This is a genomic window from Bradyrhizobium sp. dw_78 (assembly GCF_018449525.1).
In the GTDB taxonomy this organism is placed as follows: Bacteria; Pseudomonadota; Alphaproteobacteria; order Rhizobiales; family Xanthobacteraceae; genus Bradyrhizobium.
In genome coordinates this window covers 67,591-89,087 of the sequence record NZ_JAAVUS010000015.1, presented here as the reverse complement: position 1 = coordinate 89,087, position 21,497 = coordinate 67,591, and the positions used below count along the sequence as shown (strand labels likewise).

At 60.4% G+C, this 21,497-nt stretch carries 22 protein-coding genes; 10 read left to right on the top strand and 12 right to left on the bottom strand.

Features of this window, described 5'->3' with window-relative positions; genetic code table 11:
* Positions 1–49: 49 nt before the first annotated feature.
* From HB630_RS27325 to HB630_RS27300, 6 genes are all read right to left on the bottom strand, one after another.
* Complete coding sequence (locus tag HB630_RS27325) at positions 50–769, bottom strand: class I SAM-dependent methyltransferase (RefSeq protein ID WP_213775828.1); 720 nt, start codon at positions 767–769, stop codon at positions 50–52.
* A gap of 353 nt (positions 770–1,122) precedes the next feature.
* On the bottom strand, positions 1,123–1,485 hold the full coding sequence (locus HB630_RS27320) for a hypothetical protein (protein ID WP_213775827.1): 363 nt from the start codon (positions 1,483–1,485) through the stop codon (positions 1,123–1,125).
* A gap of 314 nt (positions 1,486–1,799) precedes the next feature.
* The gene (locus HB630_RS27315; protein WP_213775826.1) at positions 1,800–2,678 is read right to left on the bottom strand and encodes an ABC transporter permease; all 879 of its coding nucleotides are present in this window, start codon (positions 2,676–2,678) and stop codon (positions 1,800–1,802) included.
* Position 2,679: 1 nt separating this feature from the next.
* The gene (locus HB630_RS27310) at positions 2,680–3,561 is read right to left on the bottom strand and encodes an ABC transporter permease (protein ID WP_249781081.1); all 882 of its coding nucleotides are present in this window, start codon (positions 3,559–3,561) and stop codon (positions 2,680–2,682) included.
* 73 nt (positions 3,562–3,634) lie between these two features.
* Complete coding sequence (locus HB630_RS27305; protein ID WP_213775824.1) at positions 3,635–4,927, bottom strand: extracellular solute-binding protein; 1,293 nt, start codon at positions 4,925–4,927, stop codon at positions 3,635–3,637.
* A 17-nt stretch (positions 4,928–4,944) separates the two neighbouring features.
* Positions 4,945–5,979 (bottom strand): ABC transporter ATP-binding protein, encoded by a 1,035-nt coding sequence (locus HB630_RS27300; protein WP_213775823.1) that lies wholly within the window; start codon positions 5,977–5,979, stop codon positions 4,945–4,947.
* Positions 5,980–6,369: 390 nt separating this feature from the next.
* Between HB630_RS27300 and HB630_RS27295 the strand changes: the two genes are divergently transcribed.
* Together HB630_RS27295 and HB630_RS27290 are read left to right on the top strand one after the other, a co-directional pair.
* Positions 6,370–7,485 (top strand): ring-opening amidohydrolase, encoded by a 1,116-nt coding sequence (locus tag HB630_RS27295; protein ID WP_213775822.1) that lies wholly within the window; start codon positions 6,370–6,372, stop codon positions 7,483–7,485.
* A gap of 163 nt (positions 7,486–7,648) precedes the next feature.
* Positions 7,649–8,581, top strand: coding sequence for an N-carbamoyl-D-amino-acid hydrolase (locus tag HB630_RS27290; RefSeq protein ID WP_213775821.1), 933 nt, complete (start codon positions 7,649–7,651; stop codon positions 8,579–8,581).
* A gap of 165 nt (positions 8,582–8,746) precedes the next feature.
* Here HB630_RS27290 and HB630_RS27285 read toward each other — a convergent pair whose 3' ends face one another.
* The gene (locus tag HB630_RS27285) at positions 8,747–9,409 is read right to left on the bottom strand and encodes an aspartate/glutamate racemase family protein (protein ID WP_213775820.1); all 663 of its coding nucleotides are present in this window, start codon (positions 9,407–9,409) and stop codon (positions 8,747–8,749) included.
* A 229-nt stretch (positions 9,410–9,638) separates the two neighbouring features.
* Between HB630_RS27285 and hydA the strand changes: the two genes are divergently transcribed.
* The gene (hydA, locus tag HB630_RS27280; RefSeq protein ID WP_213775819.1) at positions 9,639–11,108 is read left to right on the top strand and encodes a dihydropyrimidinase; all 1,470 of its coding nucleotides are present in this window, start codon (positions 9,639–9,641) and stop codon (positions 11,106–11,108) included.
* A gap of 101 nt (positions 11,109–11,209) precedes the next feature.
* On the opposite strand, the gene HB630_RS27275 is transcribed toward hydA, so the two are convergent.
* The 5 genes from HB630_RS27275 to HB630_RS27255 all read right to left on the bottom strand — a co-directional run bounded on the left by HB630_RS27275 (position 11,210) and on the right by HB630_RS27255 (position 15,400).
* Entirely contained in the window at positions 11,210–11,746 is a 537-nt protein-coding gene (locus HB630_RS27275) for an XRE family transcriptional regulator (RefSeq protein ID WP_213775818.1), read from the bottom strand.
* A 117-nt stretch (positions 11,747–11,863) separates the two neighbouring features.
* On the bottom strand, positions 11,864–12,550 hold the full coding sequence (locus tag HB630_RS27270; protein ID WP_213775817.1) for a 3-oxoacid CoA-transferase subunit B: 687 nt from the start codon (positions 12,548–12,550) through the stop codon (positions 11,864–11,866).
* A complete protein-coding gene (locus HB630_RS27265; RefSeq protein WP_213775816.1) occupies positions 12,547–13,209 on the bottom strand; it encodes a 3-oxoacid CoA-transferase subunit A in 663 nt (220 codons plus the stop codon). Before HB630_RS27265 ends, HB630_RS27270 begins: the two co-directional genes overlap by 4 nt.
* Before the next feature lie 16 nt (positions 13,210–13,225).
* A complete protein-coding gene (locus HB630_RS27260) occupies positions 13,226–14,410 on the bottom strand; it encodes an acyl-CoA dehydrogenase family protein (RefSeq protein WP_213775815.1) in 1,185 nt (394 codons plus the stop codon).
* Positions 14,411–14,416: 6 nt separating this feature from the next.
* Positions 14,417–15,400, bottom strand: a complete 984-nt coding sequence (locus HB630_RS27255) for a tripartite tricarboxylate transporter substrate binding protein (RefSeq protein ID WP_213775814.1) — start codon at positions 15,398–15,400, stop codon at positions 14,417–14,419.
* Between the two features lie 385 nt (positions 15,401–15,785).
* Here HB630_RS27255 and HB630_RS27250 point away from each other — a divergent pair, with 385 nt between their 5' ends.
* The 7 genes from HB630_RS27250 to HB630_RS27220 all read left to right on the top strand — a co-directional run bounded on the left by HB630_RS27250 (position 15,786) and on the right by HB630_RS27220 (position 21,456).
* The gene (locus tag HB630_RS27250; RefSeq protein ID WP_249781077.1) at positions 15,786–16,325 is read left to right on the top strand and encodes a TetR/AcrR family transcriptional regulator; all 540 of its coding nucleotides are present in this window, start codon (positions 15,786–15,788) and stop codon (positions 16,323–16,325) included.
* 39 nt (positions 16,326–16,364) lie between these two features.
* A complete protein-coding gene (locus tag HB630_RS27245) occupies positions 16,365–17,348 on the top strand; it encodes an MDR family oxidoreductase (RefSeq protein WP_213775812.1) in 984 nt (327 codons plus the stop codon).
* Between the two features lie 185 nt (positions 17,349–17,533).
* Positions 17,534–17,959 carry a tripartite tricarboxylate transporter TctB family protein gene (locus tag HB630_RS27240; protein ID WP_213775811.1) on the top strand — a complete coding sequence of 142 codons (426 nt, stop codon included), beginning with the start codon at positions 17,534–17,536 and terminating at the stop codon, positions 17,957–17,959.
* Positions 17,956–19,518 (top strand): tripartite tricarboxylate transporter permease, encoded by a 1,563-nt coding sequence (locus tag HB630_RS27235; protein WP_213775810.1) that lies wholly within the window; start codon positions 17,956–17,958, stop codon positions 19,516–19,518. Before HB630_RS27240 ends, HB630_RS27235 begins: the two co-directional genes overlap by 4 nt.
* Positions 19,519–19,531: 13 nt before the next feature.
* Positions 19,532–19,912, top strand: a complete 381-nt coding sequence (locus HB630_RS27230) for a RidA family protein (RefSeq protein WP_213775809.1) — start codon at positions 19,532–19,534, stop codon at positions 19,910–19,912.
* Positions 19,913–19,960: 48 nt separating this feature from the next.
* Positions 19,961–20,512: an MOSC domain-containing protein gene (locus HB630_RS27225; RefSeq protein ID WP_249781076.1), complete on the top strand. Its 552-nt coding sequence runs from the start codon at positions 19,961–19,963 to the stop codon at positions 20,510–20,512.
* Positions 20,513–20,538: 26 nt separating this feature from the next.
* A complete protein-coding gene (locus tag HB630_RS27220; RefSeq protein WP_346656144.1) occupies positions 20,539–21,456 on the top strand; it encodes a PDR/VanB family oxidoreductase in 918 nt (305 codons plus the stop codon).
* Positions 21,457–21,497 lie beyond the last annotated feature (41 nt).

Below are 21,497 nucleotides of genomic sequence, written 5' to 3'. Positions count from 1 at the left end.
CGAATCGCCGGCGAAACAGCGCGCGGCCGAAATCGTATCGCGGCCAAGACTATGTCGAGGTTTTGGGACGTTCAATTAATGCCAATTTCGTTTCGGCGAATTTTTGCGGCAGGCCTTGCTTTGCAGTGAATTCCTTATAGGCCTGCATGGCCCCGTCATACGCTTCGCCAACGCCGTCGACCCACATATGCCTGGACTTCGACCAGCAATCATCGACCACAATGATGCCTCCGGGACTCAGCCGCGGGAATATCCGTTCCAGACCGACCTTGACCGGTTGATAGAGGTCAACATCGAGCAGGCAAAACGAGACCCGATCGGGCAGGAGGGCGTCGTCCAGCGATGAAATATCAGCCTTGAGAACCTTGATGTCCGTGATGTGCCTTCGGGCGAGGGACTCCTTGAACCATTCAACATTGTTGTTCTTGAATTCCCATCCGTAGTCGTGGTTTTTCCCGCGCTGCTTTTTCTCGATCGAAATGTCCTCGGAAGTGAACCCTGAGAAGGTGTCGATGCAGATATATTCCTTGAGGATTCCGGTGTCAGCCAGGTACTCGTACAGGAACGTTGTGGTGAGGCCGTGCGCGCAACCGATTTCCACGACCGAACCGTCGACGTCGGCTGTGCGATCCAGGCAATCTGCAAGAAAACATAACTGTCTGGGAAAATATTGAAATTGGTAGCGGGGATACCAGACATTGCGAAGATAGCCCCTCAACATGAGCTCTCTGTATCCTTTGGCAGCAATTCGGCGCACTATCTGCTTCATCGCGTTTCGCTCCCATGATTTTTTTATCTAGGATTTTTGCTCCAACGTTTTTCGAAATGGCCGGGTGAGGTAAGCCAAGCGACGAGGCTGGTACAAAAGATAACCCGGAAAAAAGCATCCAACCGCAGGCGAGGCTTCAAATCAATGTCGAATTTGATTTTTGTCGCGAATGAGCGCGGACGTGCTGTCCGCACCCGCGCGGACAAGCGTCAACTTACACCGTACGGATAAATAGATCCGAACGGAGCATCGCTGAATTTGGGCCGGCTCATGCCGAACCGGTCTCGCCTGTCGAGCCAACAGACCGTTTCAAACTATCGTGTTCAAGCTGTCGGCCTCAGACGGCCTTGGTTTCAAGCCGTCTTGGCGAACATCGTCAGGACGCCGTCAGCGATATTGATAGCGACGACTTGTGATGAATTCAGGCCATTGGCCTTAAGGGCGGCCACCGCCTCCGGCGTCGATTCAATGGAACTCCGGAGTGATCGCAGGTCGTCTTCGCTGGTCTGCGCGACGACGTTTTCGACCTTCGACCGCACTTTCGGTTTGAGATCCTTGAGGTTGACGACCTGTATGCTCCGGATGATCGTGCTGGATTGATCAGACGGGGTCTGCGCCCCGGGTTGTGAGGACGTTCCTTGCGCCTGCACCAAAGCCGGTGTTCCGAGGGAGAGTGCAGCAACAATGACAGATGCTGTAAAGATTCGCATGGTCATTCCTTTCCCGGTTTAAAAACCAAAGAATTCTATCGACGAAATCCGGTCAACGTCTGATTTCCGTGTGGCCATTCGGTGATGCCAATGCGGCCGCAATGCTCGCGATGAAGGTTGGCGAGTTGCGGAGGGGGCGACGCCGCACCGGCACGCAATTCAAGCCGCGCTTCGCTGATTTATTCGAAGCTCCGACCACACGTCGGAAACGTCAGAAATGCTGGCCTATTACGGACCACATTTCAGGTCGAACGACATGACGCTCTTGAAGCTGTGCTGAAGGTTCTCGGATTACCGCGCGAATGCGCGCGAGGACGGTCCTAGACCATTCCCTTGCCGGCATCCGACCCGTGACGCCTTTGTCGCGCCTGGAGCACGAGGATGACGATCAACGCCAGGAAAATGACGAGAAAGGATACCGCGCTGGTCAGCGTTCCAAGCGCATAGATGTCCGGTTTAGTCACCGTTGTCGTTAGGCCCTGCAATTCAAGCGGCAGGGTGTTGACGGAACCGATGGCCTGACTCGAACGCGCGAGTTCATCCCACGATAAGGTAAAGCCAAACAGGCCGATACCCACGACAGACGGCAATATGATCGGCAGCACGACATGCCGAAATGTCTGCCATGGAGTCGCGCCGAGATCCCGCGCGGCCTCTTCAAGCCGGCTATCGAAGCGGTTGAAAATCGCAAACATGATCAAAAGCCCAAACGGCAGGGTCCAGGTGAGGTGAGCGCCAAGGCCCGACGTGAAAAGTCCCATCGCCGTGGTCCAACCCTCGGCGCCATTTTTGATCATGAAATCGTCAAACAGGCGGAATTCCAGTGCGATGCCGAGCGAGGTAATGATCGACGGCATGATCAGACTGGCGATGGCGACGTAAAACAGGAAAGTCGCGCCGCTGAACGATTTGCGGAAGGCCATGCCGGCCGAAACCGACAATATGACCGTCAGCACCATGACGACAAGGCCGAGCTCGAGCGACCGCCTGAAAGCCGCGCCGATATCGACGATGCCCGTGCCGGAGAAGACCTTGCTGAACCAATGCAGGGAAACGCCATTCATCGGAAAGGTCAGGCCGCCGTCTGGCCCCTGAAACGAGAGGATGTAGATCGCAAACATCGGCCCGTACAGAAACAGGACATAGGCGGCAAAAAACGCCGCGAGAACATAGAAAGATCGCGACCGCTTCTCACCCATCTCACAGCTCCTTGCGGATATCGACGATCCGCGTCAGCGCCGAAATGATCAGGATGGTAATGCCGAGCAGGATGACCGCATTGGCGGCGGCGGCCGGGAATTGCAGGGCGTTGAGGCGCGTCTCGATGATTTTTCCGGCGGATGCGATCTGTTCACCGCCCATCACGCCGATCGTGACAAAATCGCCCATCACGATCGTGATCACGAAGATCGAGCCGATGACAATCCCGGGCTTCGACAAGGGAATGACGACGTTCACCAGGGTTTGCCATCCCGTGGCTCCCGCATCATAGGCGGCCTCGATCAACCGCTTGTCGATCCGGATCATCGAATTGAAGATCGGCACCACCATGAAGAATGTGAACAGGTGAACGAGCGCGAGGACGACGGAAAATTCGGAGAACAGCAGCCATTCCAGCGGCTGATGAATCAGGCCCATGCCCTCGAGGGCGTTGTTCACCAGGCCGTTGCGGCCAAGGAGCGGAATCCACGCGATCATGCGGATCACGTTCGAGGTCCAGAATGGAATGGTACACAGCAGGGTGAGTACGATCTGCCAGGTTTTGGACCGGATGTGGAATGCGAGAAAATAGGCAACCGTAAAGCCGATCAGCAGCGTCAGGCTCCAGGTCATCAGGCACAATTGCAACGTTTTCAGATAGGTCTTCAGGATCGTACACAGATCCGGCAGATCGGCGACGCAGCCCTCGAACGTATCGGTGTAGCCGCGCAGGCTGAAGGCGGGGATCATTTCATATTCATTGTAATCCCACGCGCTGACAATCGTCACGAAAACGAGCGGCAAGAGAAAGAACAGTGCGAAGACGAGCATCATCGGCGCGGCCTGAAGCCACGCGAAGAAGGATTTGCGGTCCTGAATCATGGAAAGGCCGATCTCGGTCACACCGGAAAAGGACTTGCCGCGCCGTTTTTGCGCGGCAAGTCCCGAGATGGCATCAGGCTGCGATGAATTCATTCCACTTGCGGACCATGTAGTCGTTTTCGTCCATGACGGCGTTCCAGCAGGCAACGGCCCCCATGCGGTCGTCATAGGAACCGCCGTCACGCTTGGCGCCGGCCTTTTCGAGGACGGTGCCGTCCGGCGCCTTGATATCGCCGACCGCCGGCTTGCCTTCCATCCAGTAGCCCCATTCGTCGGGCGTCATGTTGGCCTTGGCGGTGGACAGAACCGCGGAATAATAGCCCTGGCGATTGAGATAAGCGCCGGCCCAGCCCGACAGATACCAGTTCACGAATTCATAGGCCCAATCGAGCTTCGGTCCTGAAACCGCCTTCGACACGCAGAACCCTGACGCCCACGAACGGTAGCCTTCCTTGAGCGGCTGGAAGGTGCAGGCGATTCCCATGGAGCGCACTTTGGTGACCGCAGGGGACCACATCGACTGGATAACGGTTTCGCCTGAGGCCATCAGGTTGACGGATTCGTTGAAATCCTTCCAGAAGGCGCGGAACTGACCGGCCTTCTTGGCTTCGGTCATGATCTTCATGGTGAGATCAATCTCCGCCTTCGTCATGTTGCCCTTGTCGGTATATTTGTGCTGGCCGCTGGCTTCGACCACCATCGCGGCGTCCATGATGCCGATCGAGGGAATGTTGAGGATCGAGGCCTTGCCCTTGAACTCGGGATTGAGCAGTTCGGTCCACGATTCAATCGGCCGCTTGATCAGATCGGGGCGGATGCCGAGCGTATCGGCGTTGTAGACCGTCGGGATCAGCGTCACGAATTCGGTTGGCGTGGTCGAGAACTTCTTGGAGTTCGGGCCTTCTAGATAAAGCACCTTCCACGGCGCCGTGCCTTGATCGCCGATTTTCTTGCCGTTCGGCAACTGCCCCTTGGTGAAGACCGGGGTGATGTTGTCGAATTCCTTGATCTTCTTGGCATCGAGCGCGAAAATATTTCCCGACGGCACCAGTTTCTTCAGTGAGAAATATTCGGTATCGAGCACGTCGAACGAGTTGGGCTGGGTGATCACACGCTTGGTCACATCGTCGGTCGTTGCCGTGATGTATTCGATCTTGATCCCGGTATCTTCCAGGCATTTCTTTGAGATCTCGTCGCCTTCATTCACCGCGGTGCCGAGATAACGCAGAACTTTGGGCTCGGCCGAATAGACATAGGGAAAGCCGGTAATGGCACCCGAACCCGCCGCAAGACCGACCGCTCCGGCCGCGCCTTTCAGCAGGGCGCGACGGTTAACACCGTTATGGGATTTCGAACGACTGCTCATGCTCGTCTCCAAGGATGTCAGGCCGCCTGTTCGGACGACGTGACGGTTACAGGATTACGGGTCTTCAGCGGGCTCGCCAGCGCCGGATCCCAGGTGGCGAGGACACGTTCGCCGACGATGTAGTTGGCGGCGTCGAACTGGCTTTCCGTGAGTTGGGCGGAGATGTCGGCTCCGCCGTCGGCGGCGACCGCGACGCGGACATAGGTTCCCTGGTATTCGACCTCGCTGACGGTACCGGCGATCGACGGACCCGCGACGGCCTCGCCCGGCTTTTTCAACAGCAGGCGATCGTTGCGAACGGCGAAGGTCTCGCCGCCGACGGCAATGACATTATGGCCGCCGATGAATTTCGCCGTGAATTCCGTCCGGGGGTGGTTGAAGATTTCGCGCGGAGAACCTTGCTGTTCGATTCGTCCGCCGTTCATCAAAACCACGATATCGGCCAGCGCCATCGCCTCGTCCTGGCCGTGCGTGACATGGATGAAGGAAATCCCGAGCTCGCGTTGAAGCTTTTTCAGTTCGGTTCGCATGCGCAGCCGCAAAAACGGATCGAGCGCCGAAAGCGGCTCGTCCAGCAGTAGGATCTGCGGAGACGTGATCAGGGCGCGGGCGAGGGCCACGCGTTGTTGCTGGCCGCCGGAAAGCTGCGCCGGCAGTCTTGCGGCATAAGCCTGCATATCGACGAGCTCGAGCAGTTTGTTTGCTTCGGCATGGCGTGGTGCCTTGGCAACGCCCTTCATCTTCAAGGCAAAGGCAACATTGTCGATAACGGAGAGATGCGGGAATAAAGCATAGGACTGGAACATCATCGCCGTGTTGCGGGCGGCAGGCGGCAGATCCGTCACATTTTTCGGCCCGACGATGATATCGCCTGACGTCGCGGATTCATGCCCGGCGATCATTCGCAACGTCGATGTCTTGCCGCAGCCGGATGGCCCGAGCAGGCAACAATAGGAGCCGGCCGGGATCTTGAGGTCGATGGCGTCGACGGCGGTCACGCTGCCGTATCGTTTGGTCAGTTGCACCAGTTCTAGCGCCGCCGTGGTCGTCATCTGTATCAATCCGCATTGTCTACCGGGAATCCGGGCAACCTGGGCGAGCCGGCAGGTCCAGCGAAGGCAAATGCAACAGATGTGCCAAATGTACCGAAAACCGAACGAATCCCGATTGTTTGATGCGGTTGATGCGCGACTTTGGTTTAGGGGCTTAAATAATTGAAGTGTTGCCGAAAATGCGTCCTGTGTCGGATGTCGGCGATGGCCGGCCTCTGCACGATCAAAGCATTCGCTCGGGGCGACTCCCGAAACGGCAGAGCCATCATGGCTTGCCATATCCTGTCTTCACCCCGAAGATGCCGACCTCGCTTGCCGTGGTCAGCCCCGGTGATCGGTGAAGTTTTTCGCGGCCGTTGAGGTCGTGGCGTCGCGGGGAAGGGGAATCGCATGCGCTCAACATCGGTGGACGTCGTTCGCATCGCCACAAAAGGCCCCGGCGATGTCTCGGGCCTGCTGAGCCTCATCGAGTCGGGCAAGATCGATCCGGGCGCGATCCTCGCGATCCTGGGAAAAACCGAGGGCAATGGCGGCGTCAACGATTTCACGCGGGAATACGCCGTTTCCGCGCTATGCGCAGCCCTGGCACCTCACGTCGATCTGCCTCCACATCGCGTGGAAGAGCGGATCGCATTCGTGATGTCCGGCGGGACGGAAGGCGTGCTCAGTCCGCATATCACCGTCTTTACGCGCGCCGAGCGTGTCGATCGTTCATCCGAGGGCATTTCCGGGAAACGCCTCAGCATCGGGATCGCCCATACGCGGGATTTCCTGCCCGAGGAACTCGGCCGCAGCGCGCAGATCGAGGAGACCGCAAAGGCCGTGGCAACGGCCATGGCCGATGCCGCCATTGCCGATCCACACGACGTTCATTTCGTGCAGATCAAATGTCCGCTTTTGACGAGTGAGCGCGTCGAATCGGCGGTCGCGCGCGGCAATAAGACGGTTACAAGCAGCGCCTACGGTTCGATGGGGTATTCGCGCGGCGCGTCGGCGCTTGGGGTCGCGATGGCGCTTGGTGAGATCGACGGCGAGATTGGCGACGGGCAGGTTCTGCGAAATTTCGAGTTGTTTTCCTCGGTGGCGTCCACATCGTCCGGGATAGAGCTCATGCATAATGTGGTCATCGTGCTGGGCAATTCATCATCGTCGGCGAGTCCATTTGAGATCGGGCACGCCGTCATGCGTGACGCGATCGATTCCGCTGCGGTGATCGAGGCGCTGAAATGCGTCGGACTCGGCGCCGGAGAGGGCTCCAAGCCGATGGCGAACCGTCAACTGGTCAATATTTTCGCCAAGGCGGAAGCCTCGCCAAGCGGCAGAGTGCGTGGATTTCGTCACACCATGCTCGAGGACACGGATGTCAGCGCGACCCGGCACGCCCGCGCCGCCGTCGGCGGACTGATCGCCGGCCTATCGGGAACCGGCGCGGTCTATGTTTCAGGGGGAGCCGAGCATCAAGGCCCAGCCGGCGGCGGCCCCGTCGCTGTCATCGCCCGGCTGTGAAAGACGCATGCCAGCCGCCAGCGTTCTCCGGGAATTGACTCCCGGTGAACCAGAATTCTAACTGCTGACGCCGATTGAGCCGGAATGGATGCCGAGGAATAACATCCTCAAGCTGCTCCATATTTATGCAACACGCCTAATAAAAGCACCCGGAAAGTTTTCCATGCGCGTTATCAACGTCGCCGCCGCCCAGATGGGCCCGATCCAGAAGGCCGATAGCCGCGAAGCCGTCGTCAAGCGCATGATCGCTTTGATGGATGAAGCCAAGGCCGGGGAAGCCGACCTGATTGTCTATCCGGAGCTGGCCCTCACCACTTTTTTTCCACGCTGGTACATGGAGGATCAGGCCGAGGTCGATGGCTGGTTCGAGCCGGAGATGCCGAACGCGGCGACGAAGCCTTTGTTCGAGCGCGCCGCGCGATACCAGATGGCAATGAGTTTCGGCTACGCCGAACTGACACCGGACGGGCATCATTTCAACACCTGCATCCTCACCGACAGATCCGCCAAAATCGTCGGAAAATACCGCAAGGTTCATCTGCCGGGGCATTCGGAATTCGATACGGAACGCGCCTTTCAGCACCTGGAGAAACGATACTTCGAGCCAGGCGATCTCGGCTTCAACGTATGGCGCACCCTCGGCGGGATCTTTGGCATGGCGGTGTGCAACGATCGCCGCTGGCCGGAAACCTATCGCGTCATGGGCCTGCAAGGCGTCGAGATGGTGCTGATCGGCTACAACACGCCCTCGGTCAATTCCCAGCGCAGCGAGGAGGGGCCCGAGAAGCGGTTGTTCCACAATCGCCTGTCCGTGCAGGCCGGCGCCTATCAAAACGCGACCTGGGTGGTGTCGGTTGCCAAGGCCGGCATCGAGGATGGCTTTCCGTTGATCGGCGGCAGCCTGATCGTCAACCCGGACGGCGAAATTGTCGCCGAGGCCAGGACCGAAGAAGACGAGCTTCTGCTTTACCCTTGCGATCTCGACGCGACCGTCTTCGGCAAGAGCACGATCTTCAACTTCGCCCGCCACCGCCGCATCGAGCATTACGGCCTGATCACCAGCCGCACCGGAGCGGTGCCGCCGCCGGAAGCGTAGAGCCTTATCGGTTCTGATTCAATCAGAGCCTTATCGGTTCTGATTGAATCAGAACCGGGCTCTACCGTTTTGTTTTGATCCGTTTTCTTTACGCGAACCGGAATCCACTTCGCTCGAAAACGCTATAGATGACCGGTCCGGCGCGGGTAAACCGTTCGACGGAAATCAGTGATGAGTGAACTGCAGGGTGCCGAGCGCCATGGTCACCGCCGCCTGCGTCGGATCGATCACGGGAATGCCGAGCGCTTGCTCCAGCGGTTTGCGATGGCGCGCCATCCCGGCGCATCCCATCACGATGACGCCGGCGCCGTCGTCGTCCTTCAGCAGCCGTCCGACCTCGATCATCTTCGCCAGCGCTCCTTCGCCCGACGCCGCCTCCGCCACACTGATATTGAGCGGTCGTTCTCCGGCCAGGCGTCCCGTCAACCCCATCTGCCGCAGATAGCGGCTATGGCGACGGATTGAGCGCTGGCCGATCGCGATAACGCCGAAGGTTTCCGCCCGCGCCAGCGCGGTCAGCACGCCGCATTCGGCGATGCCGAAAACCGGCCGATCCGTTTGTTCGCGGCAGACATGCAGGCCCGGATCACTGTAGCAGGCGATGACGAAGGCCGCCGAGCGGTTATCGCTCTCGACGAGACGGCGCAGAGGCATCGCCACGCTGTCGGCATCGGCCTGACTCTCGATCCCGTAAGGCCCTTCGGCCAGCGTCTCGCAAACAATCTCCGGCCCGTCCTCGAAGGCAAGCGGCTTCAAGGCGTGCTCCAGCCCTTGCGTCACCAGGTGGTTGGAATTCGGATTGATGACGAGAATGCGCGGCCGGGACATGGTGCTTTCCTGCGGAATGACGCATCGGCAGAAGCTGAAATGGAAGCAATGACCGTGCCATCCGACGAGGCATGAGCCGTTGCCTGTTCCGTCAGCGCAAGGGAGCGTGACGGCACGATCTGTGCTTCCATTCGGCGAAGGCTTGCAGCGAAAATTTGCAGCGAAGACTTGTTGCAGTGAAGACTTGTCGCAAGTCGAAGACTTGGAAGTCGGGATTTGGGAGTTTGCCATGACCGGGCCTGCTTACGACCTTATCATTCGCGGCGGGCGCGTCGCCACCGCGAGCGACCTGTTCGAGGCCGATGTCGCCATTTCCGGTGAGACCATCGCCGCCATCGGCCGCGGGCTGGCGGGCGCACCATGCGAGATCGACGCGCGGGGCAAACTGGTTCTGCCGGGCGGGGTCGACAGCCACGCTCACATCGAGCAGCTTTCGGCCGCGGGCATCATGAACGCCGACACGTTCGAGAGCGCCACCGTTTCGGCAGCCTTCGGCGGCACCACCACCGTGATCTCGTTCGCGGCTCAACATGTCGGCATGAAACTGCCCCTGGTGCTCGAAGATTATCATGCTCTCGCGCGAAAAGGCGCGGTCATCGACTACGCCTTTCACATGATCATCGCCGATCCGACCAGGGAGACGTTGGAGACCGATCTGCCGGCGCTGATCAAGCAGGGCCATGCCTCGATCAAGATTTTCATGACCTATGATCGCCTGAAAATCGAGGACGAGCCACTGCTCGACATTCTCCTGGCGGCCCGCGACGGAGGCGCGCTGCTCTGTGCCCATGCCGAGAACCACGGAATTATTTCCTGGATGGTGAAGAGGCTGCTCGCGCGCGGCTATACGGATCCCAAATATCACGCCATCAGCCATGCCCGCGTTTCGGAAGCGGAGGCCTTCAACCGGCTGATCGGCATGGCCGCGCTGATCGATCAGCCGATCATGATCTTTCACGTGTCGACGGCCGAAGGCGCCAAGGTGATCCGCGATGCGCGCGGGCAGGGCCTGAAGGTGTTCGCGGAGACCTGTCCGCAATATCTTTTTCTCACCGCCGACGATCTTGACAAGCCGGGCGTCGAAGGCGCGAAATGGATGTGCAGCCCGCCGCCGCGCCGCGCCTCGGATCAGGAGGCGCTGTGGCAGGCGCTCGCGCTCGGCGATCTCCAGACTGTTTCGTCCGATCATGCGCCATACCGGTTTGACGTATCGGGTAAATTGCGCGCTGGTCCCAATCTCAATTTCAAGCAGATCGCGAATGGATTGCCGGGACTGGAAGTTCGTTTGCCGCTGCTGTTCGATGCGATGGTTTCAAAGGGGCGTCTGGGACTCGAAAAATTTGTTGAACTGACCGCGACGGCGCCGGCAAAGATCTACAATCTGCATCCGCGCAAGGGCTCGATTGCTGTCGGCGCCGATGCGGACATCGCGATCTGGGATCCGCAGCGCGAGATCACGCTGGGCGACGGGATGATGCACGACCTCGCCGGCTACACGCCTTTTGCCGGCCGCAGGCTGCGCGGTTGGCCGGTCACCGTGCTGTCGCGCGGGCGCATCATCGTCGCGGACGGCAAGCGTTCGGTCGAAGCAGGCTCCGGTCGCTTCCTCGCTCGCGCCGGAGGCGAGGCGGCGAAGCCGACCGGCCGCCTGGTATCGGACATCGATCCCGACCGCAATTTCGGTGCGACCCTGCTGTGAGCCATCCGTCGCGAGCAGACGCCGCTCGCCGATTCCATCCGCGGCAACGTGAAACGTCATCGCGCTTCGGGAGCGAATGGGCGCAGTTGGGCGAGCTAAGACTACAAAATGCCGTTCACGGCGATCACGACGAGTGCGGAAGCCGGCTCTTTTGTCAGGGCGGTGAGCTTGTGCGGCATCGTCGAGGAAAACTGCACGCAGTCACCCGGCTTCAGCACCTCTTTTCGCTTGCCGATCACAAGTTCGATCCTGCCGGTCAGGACGAATAGAATTTCCTCCCCCTCATGCTCGCTCATCATGCGCCCGCGTTTGGCGGTCCGGCTCGGACGGATAATGAAGGCGCGCATGACGCGCTCGGGATTGATTCCCGCCACCAGGGACAGGTGCATGGCCGGATCGCCAGGCTTGCCGTTTTTGCTCCTGACGATCGTGATGGGATCATGGTCCTTCTCCTGCCCATACATCTCCTCGAGGCTGATGCTCAGCGCGTTGGATATCCGGATCGCGGAGCCGATCGAAGGCGCCGAGAGCCCGCGTTCCAGCTTGGACAGATAGCTGCGCGTCAGGCCGGCTCGGCTTGAGAGCTGCTCAAGCGTCATGCTGCGCTGGAGCCGCAGGAATTTCAGGTTGAGAGGCATTGGGGCAAAGCGCTCGTAAATGGAATCATGGACGCGTCAATATGTCCTTCCCGAATTCATCGAAGGCGCGGGCATACCCGGCGATCAAGAGGGGCATGCTCTAAGATATCGATCGTATCAAATGCCGCCAATCGTACCGTCAAGCCCGATGGTCCGCATCGAGCCGGATGCGATCAGCGGTGCTGCGGTCACGACCTTGAGAGTCTCGATCGACGCGGATTCCAGCAGGGCATCGACCACCAGCCCATCCGGTGTGATGTCGATAATGGCGAGATCCGTGAAGATACGGCTGACCACGCCGGCGGCTGTCAGCGGATAGGTGCAGCGGTCGACAATGCGTGGGGCCTTATCGCGGGTCGTATGTTCCATCATGACCCAGATGGACTTTGCACCGACAGCCAAATCGATCGCCCCGCCGATGCCCGGCACCGATCCGTTGCGTTCGCCCGTGCTCCAGTTGGCGAGGTCGCCGCTCTGCGACACCTGAAATGCGCCGAGGATGGCTACGTCGATGTGACCGCCGCGCATCATCGCAAAAGACAGGCTGGAATCGAAATAAGAGCAGCCGGGCCTGGCTGTGATCGGGATTTTGCTGGCGTTGATGAGATCCCAATCTTCCTCGCCTTGCGGAGGGCGAGGCCCGATATTTAGAATACCGTTCTCGCTGTGCAGGATAACGCCGCTGTCCGGCTGCAAATGATCTGCCACATGGGATGGCGCGCCGATGCCGAGATTGACAAAACCCTGCTGCGGCAGATGCGCGGCGACGAGGCGGGCGAGGGCGTCGCGGGACAAGGAACTCATTGCGGCTTCCTCATATAGACGCGATCGACGAAGATGCAGGGGGTGACGATGGCCTCGGGGTCCATGGTCCCCACCTCGACGATCTCGTCGACCTCCACGGCGACGGTCGTCGCTGCGGTGGCCATGACGGCGCAATGGTTGCGTGCGGTCTTGTTGTAGGTGACGTTGCCGAGCGCATCCGCCTGGCGTCCTTTCACGAACGAAAAATCGGCGCGCAGCGGTAACTCGAGAATATAGCCACGGCCATCGACGTCGATCGCACGCTTGCCCTCGGCAAACACGGTGCCGACTCCGACGGGAGAGAGGAAGCCGCCAAGTCCAGCGCCGCCGGCCCGGATCCGCTCGACGAGCGTGCCCTGGGGGACGAGTTCGAGCTCCACTTCGCCGGCACGGTATCGCTGCGCGAAGGCTTCAGCATTGCGCGGATAGGAACAGATGATCTTGCGCACGATCCCCGCGGCAAACCACAGCGAGAGATCGGGGCCTGACGCCCCGGCATTATTCGAGATGATGGTGAGTTCGCGCACCCCGGTGTCGAGCACCGCCTCGATCACGCCGGTCGGTAGGCCCGCGCCGCCGAAGCCGCCCATCATCACCGTGTCGCCGTCCTTGATGCCGGCGACAGCTTCGCGCGCGTTTTCGACAACGACGTTGCGCATTAGAACTCCTGCCTTATCAATGAGCTGCGGACTGAAGCGGGTAGTCGGCCGCCAGTCCCTTTCCGATGCGATCGAACAACATCTCGTTGGTGCCGTCCGCGTAGGCCGCCATTCGCATCTCGGCGAGGTGCATGTTGAGGCGATGGGCGCTGCTGGCTCCCGTCGCGCCGATGGCGCGGATGCATTGGTCGACGCCCCAGATCGCGGTCTCCACGGCGAACGCCTTGCACTGTGCGGCGAGGGTCACGGGCGTCTCGCCGCGCTGAATCAGCTCGGCGGCCCGATACACCAGGGCATTAGCGGCCTCCAGGCGCGTGGCGACGTTCGCCAGCTCCCAGCGCAGTCCCTGATGCTGCAACAGTGATTTGCCGAAGGTATGACGCTCCTGGCAGTAGGCCACCGCTTCGGCTAAGGAAGCCCGCAGCGTCGCGACGCACATTGCCGCGACATGAACCCGTGCGGCGTTGATGGTCGCCATCGAGGCTTTCAGGGCCTGTCCCGGCGCCGCGATCATCGCCCAGTCGGGGATGAAATGGTCCTTGAACGTAATCTCGGCCAGCCGAAACGATCGCGCCCCCGGCACCATGATTTCCCGGCGCGAGAACGTAGCCGCGTCGTCCAGCGTGACATAGAAGCTTGCGACACCGTCATCGGCGGTATCATTCGCTGCGCGGGCAAGCAGGATGAGCCCATCGACGATCAGGCCGTCGGTCAGCCAGCTTTTGCTACCGTTGAGCCGCCAGCCATCCGGCACCCTGGTTGCGATGGTCGACATGCCGGCCGCATCGCTTCCACCGCCGGGTTCGGTCATCGCGATCGTGTAGAGGCGTTCCCCGCGCAGGGCGTCTGGCAGCAGGCGCTGAGCCTGCGCCGGTGTTCCCGTTTGAGACAGCCGGGTGACGCTGCCCTGATGGTGGTTGAGGCAGAAGGCGGCGGCAAAGCCGTGCTGCGCCATCTCTTGGGCGACCCGAACTTTGCAGAGAAAGGACGCCCCCAGACCGCCGTGATCGCGCTGCGCTTGCAGCCCGAACATGCCGAGGGCCGCCCATCGGGAGATCCATTCCCGCGCGAACGGGATCCCCTCGATGTGCGCTTGAAGCAGATGGTCGGAAAAGGCGCCCGTGCAGAACGCACGGGCTTTCTCGACGAAGGACAGCTCGTCGCTGGAAAGCAGGCTGTCGTATTGGCGATAGAAATCCATGTGCGGTCAGTGCAGGGTCGGAGCTTTGACGTCCTTGGCCCATTGGTTCCAGACGACGATTTCGTGTCCCACATCTTGCGCGAAACTCTCGGATGTCGTGCCCTGAATCGGTACGGCTCCGAGTATTTCCAGCTCGGTCTGGAATTCGTTGCTCGCCGTCATGCGATCGAGGGCCTCGCCGAGCTTTTTCACGATGTCCGGCGGCATGTTTGCGGGGCCGACGACGCCGAACCACGGCGATGCATCAAACGGCTTCGACCCGGCTTCGGTCGCGGTCGGAAGATCGGGGAACGCCTTGGAACGCTCTGGCGCAGCAATAGCGAGCGCGCGTAATGATCCCGCCTTCACCAGCGGCGCAACGGTTGCTTCGGTGAAGAAGCCAAGCTGAACGGTGCCTGCGACCGTGTCGGTGATGGGCTGCGCGCCGCCCGGATAGCTGACGAATGTCACTTTGGTGTCGTTGGCCATATCGAAGAGGGTTCCGCCAATGTGGGACGACGTTCCGAAGGTTTCGCCCACGTTCACTTCGCCCGGATGTGCCTTGAGGTAGGCGATCAGTTCAGCCACGCTGTGGACCGGGAGCTGCGGGTTCACGACGATCAGGCTGTGCTGCTTGGCGACCTTCCTCAGGAAGGTGAAGCTCTTCTCCTGATCATAGGCCAGCTTCCCATAGAGCGCCTGGGCTCGCGTTTGCGAGGATTCGACGCTGACGAGCAGGGAATAGCCGTCAGGTTCGGCTCTCGACACCGTGGTGGCCGCGATGATGCCGGCAGCGCCGCCGTTGTTGACGATGACCACGGGCTGTCCGAGCTGTTTCGACAGCTCTCGGCCGATCACGCGGCCGATGATATCCGTGGGACCGCCCGGCGGGAAGCCGACGTAAAGCTTGATCGGCATGGACGGATAGCTGTCGGCCGCCACGACGTGTGCCGGAGCAAGGCCGAGCAGGGACGTGACCATGTACAGCGCGATGAGAAGTCGTGATCGCATTTAAATCCTCACTGAATTGACCGGCGCGACCGACTATCGGAATCAATGACACCTTGTGTCAACGGGGAAACATGGATGCGCTGTGATCGAATGTTGAGCGGGCCCGGTGCGCCCATAGGCACCCCAAGCGATGCAATGATATTCTCGCTCCAATATGCGAATTATATCGGCAATATCTGCATATTTTGCGTACTTGTGAGTTAGTCGATAGGCATTTCCGCTTCGCGTCGGCGTCAGTTCTTGCCTGATCAATGAGCTTTGTTTTTATAGACGATCGGTCTAGAAGGGAAACATGAGCAAGAAAGCGCAGTCACGCGCCGCGGCCGATCGTGCCTCGCACGAGATCGGATACGTCGCAACGAAAGCTGTTCTGATCCGGTGCGGAATGGAAATTCTCACCGAGCAGGGCTTTACTGCCACGGGGCTCGACGCGGTGTTGAAGCGCGCGACCGTGCCGAAGGGATCCTTCTATTATTACTTCGCCAGCAAGGCGGTATTCGGCGCCGAGGTCTTGAAGGCTTACGATGCCTTTTTCTGCCGCAAACTCGATCGCGCATTGACGAACGAGGCGCGCGCGCCGCTGCAGCGGCTCCACGATTTTGTCGAGGATGCCAAGGCCGGTATGGCGAAATATCGCTACGCTCGCGGTTGTCTGGTCGGCAACCTGGGACAGGAAGTCGAGGCGTTGCCGGACGGCTATCGCGTGCAGCTCAACGGTATCTTGCAAGGCTGGCAGACGCGGGTCGCGAGCTGTCTGGAGCTGGCAGTTGCGGCAGGTGAAATCGGGCGGCAAGTCGACTGCGAGGAACTTGCCGAATATTTCTGGATCGGTTGGGAGGGTGCAGTGATGCGCGCCCGGCTGATGCGCAGCGGCGATCCGCTCGCCACGTTCATCGCGGGTTTTGTGAACGGGCTTCCGCGTTGATCATGCGCGGTGTCCGAAGGTGAAGCGTGGGCGAGTGAGATGTTGAAGGCGATTCTGATTTCGAACGACGAGCCGGGCTATCGTGCCGAACTCGTCACATTGCCCCGGGACAGGCTGCCGGAGGGCGACGTCACAGTCGACGTTGAATACAGCACACTGAATTATAAGGATGGTCTCGCCATCACCGGCCGCGGTCCGGTCGTGCGCAAATTCCCGATGGTGCCCGGCATCGATCTGGCCGGTATCGTCAGCGCGAGCGATCATCCGGAGTTTTCGCCGGGCGACCGCGTCGTTCTCAATGGATGGGGCGTCGGCGAGCAGCATTGGGGTGGATTGGCAAATAAGGCTCGCGTGCGCGGCGAGTGGTTGGTGCGGCTGCCTGACGACATCTCCACGCGGCAGGCAATGATGATCGGCACCGCCGGCTACACGGCGATGCTGTCGGTGATGGCGCTGGAAAAATACGGCATCACCCCGGCTGATGGCGATGTGCTGGTGACGGGGGCCAGCGGGGGCGTCGGTGGCATCGCCATCATGCTTCTCAGCAGGCTGGGCTATCGGGTGGTGGCCGCGACCGGTCGTCTGCACGAACGGCCCTATCTTGAAAGTCTCGGCGCCAAGGACGTGATCGATCGCGCCACGTTGTCGGAGCCCGGGCGTCCACTTCAAAAAGAGCGATGGGCTGCTGCCATCGACTCGGTTGGCAGTCATACATTGGCAAATGTCTGCGCCGGCCTGAAGGCCGATGGCGCCGTGGCGGCATGTGGCATGGCTCAAGGCCTCGATCTTCCGGCATCGGTTGCGCCATTCATCCTGCGAGGCGTGGCCTTGCTTGGCATTAACAGTGTCACTCGTCCGAAGCCGCAGCGCATCACGGCGTGGAAGCGGCTTGCCGAACTGATCGAGCCGGCCGGTCTGGAGGCCTCGGTCAGCGAGATCGGGATAGGCGATGTCGTGACTGCGGCCCGTCAGCTCCTGGAGGGACAGATACGGGGCCGTGTCGTGGTCAATGTGAAGACGTGACGTACCCGGCGATTCAAGAAATGCGCTTCGTGAGTTGTTGCAGGCCAGGCGCCGCCTTCATGCGTGAGGCGGGTTGAGCTTGAGCAAGCGGAGATAAGGCCCTGAGCGTCACTCATAGACACAACACTTTCGCCATGCTTGCGCGTAATCTCGTCCGCAAGCGCGATTTTTATGCCGGTGGATTGATGATCCTCTTCGGCCTGATAATGGCTTTGAAGGGACCGGGCTACGGTTTCGGAACCTTGACGCATATGGGGCCGGGCTTCCTGCCCACGATTCTCGGCGTCATCCTCGCGGGGCTCGGCATCGCGATCGCCGCACCCGCCCTGCGTTCGCCAGAGGGCGAGGATGAGGACATCTTGCCTGAGCATCGCGAATGGTGGGCCTGGGCTTGCATTCTCGCGTCACCGTTCGCGTTCATGCTGTTTGGCACCTATTTCGGCATGATTCCCGGCACCTTCGCCTGCGTGTTCGTTGCAGCGATGGGGGCTCGCGAGGCGACGCTGAAAAGCACCCTTATTCTCTCGACGGCCATCACTGTCTTCGGTGTCGGCCTTTTCTCTTACGCCTTGCAGATCCCGATGCCGGTCTTCGTGTGGAGGGGGCTGTGATCGGAACCGCATTCGCCGATCTCTGGTACGGTTTCGGCGTCGCGCTCGAACCGCAGAACATCGTCTGGTGCCTCGTCGGCGTTCTGGTCGGCAACATGGTGGGCGTGCTGCCGGGCATGGGGCCGCTCGCCACCATCTCGATCATTCTGCCGTTGACGTACGGCATCAAACCGGTCGGGGCCATTCTGATGCTCGCCGGTGTGATGTATGGCGCGCAATATGGCGGGGCGATCTGTTCGATCCTGTTGAACCTGCCGTGTCATCCGCCTCACGCTGTGACCTGTCTCGACGGCTTTCCGATGACCAAGTCCGGCCGCGGCGGCGCGGCACTTGGCGCCACCGTGTTCGCCTCCTTCATCGGTGCGTCCTGGGGTATCATCGAGATGATCTTCCTGGCACCCGTGCTGGTGAAGGCAGCGTTGCAATTCGGCCCGACCGAAATCTGTTCGCTGATGCTTCTCGGATTGCTTGCCGGAGCCACGCTGGCGCGGGGCTCGCCGCTCAAGGGCGTGGCGATGACCCTGCTTGGCCTCATGCTGGGTATCGTCGGCACCGATATCGAGACAGGCTCCGAGCGTTTCACCTTCGGGATGACACATCTCGACGACGGCATCGAGTTGATCGCGCTTGCGCTCGGCCTGTTCGGCATCGGCGAGTTCATGAACAGCGTCAACCAGGTCTCGGCCGTCAATGCCGGATATGCCAAGGTCACGCTGAAGGACATGCGGCCGTCCAAGGAAGAGATGCGACGCACCATTGCGCCGATGTTCCGCGGCACGCTGATCGGAAGCCTGTGCTCGCTGATTCCCGGCACCGGTCCGACAATTGCGTCCTTCGTCGCTTATGCGACCGAGAAGAAGATATCCAAGACGCCTGAGAAGTTTGGCACCGGCATGATCGAAGGCGTGGTCTGTCCGGAAGCTGCAACGCATGCCTCGGTGCAGGGCGATTTCATTCCGACGATGAGCCTTGGCATTCCCGGCGATGCGGTGATGGCGCTCTTGCTGGGTGCGCTGATGATCCAGGGCATCGTGCCGGGCCCGCAACTCATCAACGAGCATCCGGATATATTCTGGGGCCTGGTCGCGAGCTTCTGGATCGGCAACGTTATGCTGGTCATCCTCAACGTGCCGCTGATCGGAATTTGGGTGAAGCTGCTCGCGATCCCCTACAAGTACCTCTATCCCAGCGCGATATTCTTCGTATGCATCGGCGTCTACGCCGCCAACAACGACATATTCCAGGTCGGCGAGACGGCTGTCATCGGCTTGCTGGGCTATGTCCTGCTGCGGCTCGGCTTCCACCCGGCGCCAATCCTGCTGGGCTTCGTTCTGGGCCCGCGCTTCGAGGAAAATTTCCGCCGTGCCATGACGGTCTCGCGCGGTGACCTCAGCGTGTTCGTCGAGCGGCCGATCAGTGCAGTGTTTATCGCGCTGTCCGTGCTGCTGATCGCGCTGCAGATCTACGTGCGCATGCGTCCGAAGAAGAACGGAACAATTCAGGGAGCCGACCAGAGCATTTCGTATCACCTCCGAGACGACGCATATCCCATTAATTAACTGAGGAACGATGATGGAAAAGACAGTTGTAAAGACCTCCAAGGCTGCTCCTGCGGCGGGTCCCTATTCGCAAGCGATCAGGACCGACGCGCATGTTTTCGCGTCCGGACAACTCCCGATCGACCCTGCGACGGGGAATCTTCCGGACGGCATCGAAGCGCAGACGCGTCAGTCGCTCGCGAATCTCGCCGCGGTGCTTGAGGAAGGCGGAGCGTCGTTCACGACCGTGGTGAAGACAACCGTGTTCCTCAAAAACATGAACGACTTCGCCGTGATGAACGGCATCTACGCGGAGTATTTCAAGGATACGCCGCCGGCGCGCTCAACCATCGAAGTGGCACGTCTTCCCAAGGATGCGTTGGTCGAAATCGAGGCCATCGCGTTGAGGGGTTGAGAAAGACGCGTCATGAACTACCACCCACCATCCACGACGGTGCCTCGGATGGTCGATGCATTCGACCATCCTGCGGGGGCTGTCGCCGTAAAGACGCCCGGTGGTGCCAATGGCTGGCAAGGAAGGTTGCTGCATATCCATATTGCGCCCGCCGCAAGCTACGAAATGGAAGAATTAACGGAAGCCGAATGCGTCGCGGGCCGCGGCATCGTCGGCGACCGCTACTATCTCGGCACCGGCACCTACTCGCCGAAGCCTGATGTGCGCGAGGTGACCCTGATCGAACAAGAAGCGCTCGATGCGCTAGCCCGCAACGATCCGCCGTTGCAGTCCGGGCCCATTAGCTTGGCGCCGGAAGACCATCGCCGCAATCTGACTGTCATCGGCGTTCCCTTGAACCACCTCGTCGGACGCCGTTTCCGTATCGGCGATGTGGTCTTGCGTGGCGGGCGTCTCAACTTTCCCTGCCGCTATTTGGAGGAATTGCTCGGCTCACCGGTGTTTCTGCCTCTCTATAACCGGTCCGGGCTGAACTGCGGGATCGAGAAGGGGGGAACCATTCGGCCGGGCGACGTCATCGAAATGGTCGGGGGCGAATGACGGCTCGGATTATCATGAAGCTTCGCGTGGCTGAGGTCCGCCACGTGACGTCAGACGTGCTTCACCTGACATTGGTGCATCCGCTGCGCCCCACACTTCCGCGATGGACCGCCGGCGCGCATGTCGACCTGCGGCTACCTGACGGGCGCATTCGCCAATATTCGCTCTGCGGCGATCCCGCCGATTGCAGTCGATATGAAGTGGCGATCAAGCGCGAGGCGGAGGGGCGTGGCGGCTCGCGCTGGGTTCATGAGAGCGCCGCCAGTGAGGCGATCCTGCATGTGTCTGCGCCGCGCAACAATTTCGAATTGGCGGCCACCGCATACCGCCATGTTCTTGTCGCCGGGGGCATCGGCGTTACCCCCGTTGTCGCGATGGCGCGCAGCCTGAAAGCCGCACAGGCGGATTTCGAGGTTCACTTCTGCGTTCCGTCGGAAGACCGGGCTCCGTTGCTGCCGGAGTTGCGCGATATCTGCGGATCTCGCCTCTCGGTTTGGTCATCGGCGGACCAGCGCCGCTTTGATCCGCGGCTGCTCGGATCGCCTCGCGATGGAACGCATGTCTATGCCTGCGGCCCGCAGTCGTTGTCGGCGGCGGTCGAAGCCGCGCTGACGCAGGCCGAGTGGCCAGCCTCGCAAGTTCATGTCGAAGCGTTCCAGGCTACGGCCGACGAGAATTTTAAGCCGGAGCCGTTCGATGTGCATATCGCGTCCACCGGGCAGATCCTCCATGTGCCGGCCGATCGGTCGCTGCTCGATGTGCTGCGTACAAATGGCTTCGAGATTCGGGCCTCCTGTGAGGCCGGCGTTTGCGGCTCCTGCGAATGCGGCTATCGATCGGGCTCGGTCATCCATCGCGACAAGGTGCTGCCCTTGTCGAAGCGGCAGGATCGCATCATGCCGTGTGTATCACGCGCGCGGCTGGAGATGACGCTCGATTTGTGAGCGAGCCGTGGCTCAGCAGAGATGAAGATTTTGGAGCGCGG

Excerpts from the sequence above, each read along its gene's own strand:
- HB630_RS27260 (WP_213775815.1), bottom strand. The coding sequence starts at position 14,410 with ATGGATTTCTATCGCCAATACGACAGCCTGCTTTCCAGCGACGAGCTG.
- HB630_RS27285 (WP_213775820.1), bottom strand. The coding sequence starts at position 9,409 with ATGTCCCGGCCGCGCATTCTCGTCATCAATCCGAATTCCAACCACCTG.
- HB630_RS27305 (WP_213775824.1), bottom strand. The coding sequence starts at position 4,927 with ATGAGCAGTCGTTCGAAATCCCATAACGGTGTTAACCGTCGCGCCCTG.
- HB630_RS27320 (WP_213775827.1), bottom strand. The coding sequence starts at position 1,485 with ATGACCATGCGAATCTTTACAGCATCTGTCATTGTTGCTGCACTCTCC.
- HB630_RS27325 (WP_213775828.1), bottom strand. The coding sequence starts at position 769 with ATGAAGCAGATAGTGCGCCGAATTGCTGCCAAAGGATACAGAGAGCTC.
- HB630_RS27300 (WP_213775823.1), bottom strand. The coding sequence starts at position 5,979 with ATGACGACCACGGCGGCGCTAGAACTGGTGCAACTGACCAAACGATAC.
- HB630_RS27290 (WP_213775821.1), top strand. The coding sequence starts at position 7,649 with ATGCGCGTTATCAACGTCGCCGCCGCCCAGATGGGCCCGATCCAGAAG.
- HB630_RS27250 (WP_249781077.1), top strand. The coding sequence starts at position 15,786 with ATGGAAATTCTCACCGAGCAGGGCTTTACTGCCACGGGGCTCGACGCG.
- HB630_RS27310 (WP_249781081.1), bottom strand. The coding sequence starts at position 3,561 with ATGATTCAGGACCGCAAATCCTTCTTCGCGTGGCTTCAGGCCGCGCCG.
- HB630_RS27230 (WP_213775809.1), top strand. The coding sequence starts at position 19,532 with ATGGAAAAGACAGTTGTAAAGACCTCCAAGGCTGCTCCTGCGGCGGGT.
- HB630_RS27275 (WP_213775818.1), bottom strand. The coding sequence starts at position 11,746 with ATGCCTCTCAACCTGAAATTCCTGCGGCTCCAGCGCAGCATGACGCTT.
- HB630_RS27245 (WP_213775812.1), top strand. The coding sequence starts at position 16,365 with ATGTTGAAGGCGATTCTGATTTCGAACGACGAGCCGGGCTATCGTGCC.
- HB630_RS27240 (WP_213775811.1), top strand. The coding sequence starts at position 17,534 with ATGATCCTCTTCGGCCTGATAATGGCTTTGAAGGGACCGGGCTACGGT.
- HB630_RS27225 (WP_249781076.1), top strand. The coding sequence starts at position 19,961 with ATGGTCGATGCATTCGACCATCCTGCGGGGGCTGTCGCCGTAAAGACG.
- HB630_RS27255 (WP_213775814.1), bottom strand. The coding sequence starts at position 15,400 with ATGCGATCACGACTTCTCATCGCGCTGTACATGGTCACGTCCCTGCTC.
- hydA (WP_213775819.1), top strand. The coding sequence starts at position 9,639 with ATGACCGGGCCTGCTTACGACCTTATCATTCGCGGCGGGCGCGTCGCC.
- HB630_RS27265 (WP_213775816.1), bottom strand. The coding sequence starts at position 13,209 with ATGCGCAACGTCGTTGTCGAAAACGCGCGCGAAGCTGTCGCCGGCATC.
- HB630_RS27315 (WP_213775826.1), bottom strand. The coding sequence starts at position 2,678 with ATGGGTGAGAAGCGGTCGCGATCTTTCTATGTTCTCGCGGCGTTTTTT.
- HB630_RS27270 (WP_213775817.1), bottom strand. The coding sequence starts at position 12,550 with ATGAGTTCCTTGTCCCGCGACGCCCTCGCCCGCCTCGTCGCCGCGCAT.
- HB630_RS27295 (WP_213775822.1), top strand. The coding sequence starts at position 6,370 with ATGCGCTCAACATCGGTGGACGTCGTTCGCATCGCCACAAAAGGCCCC.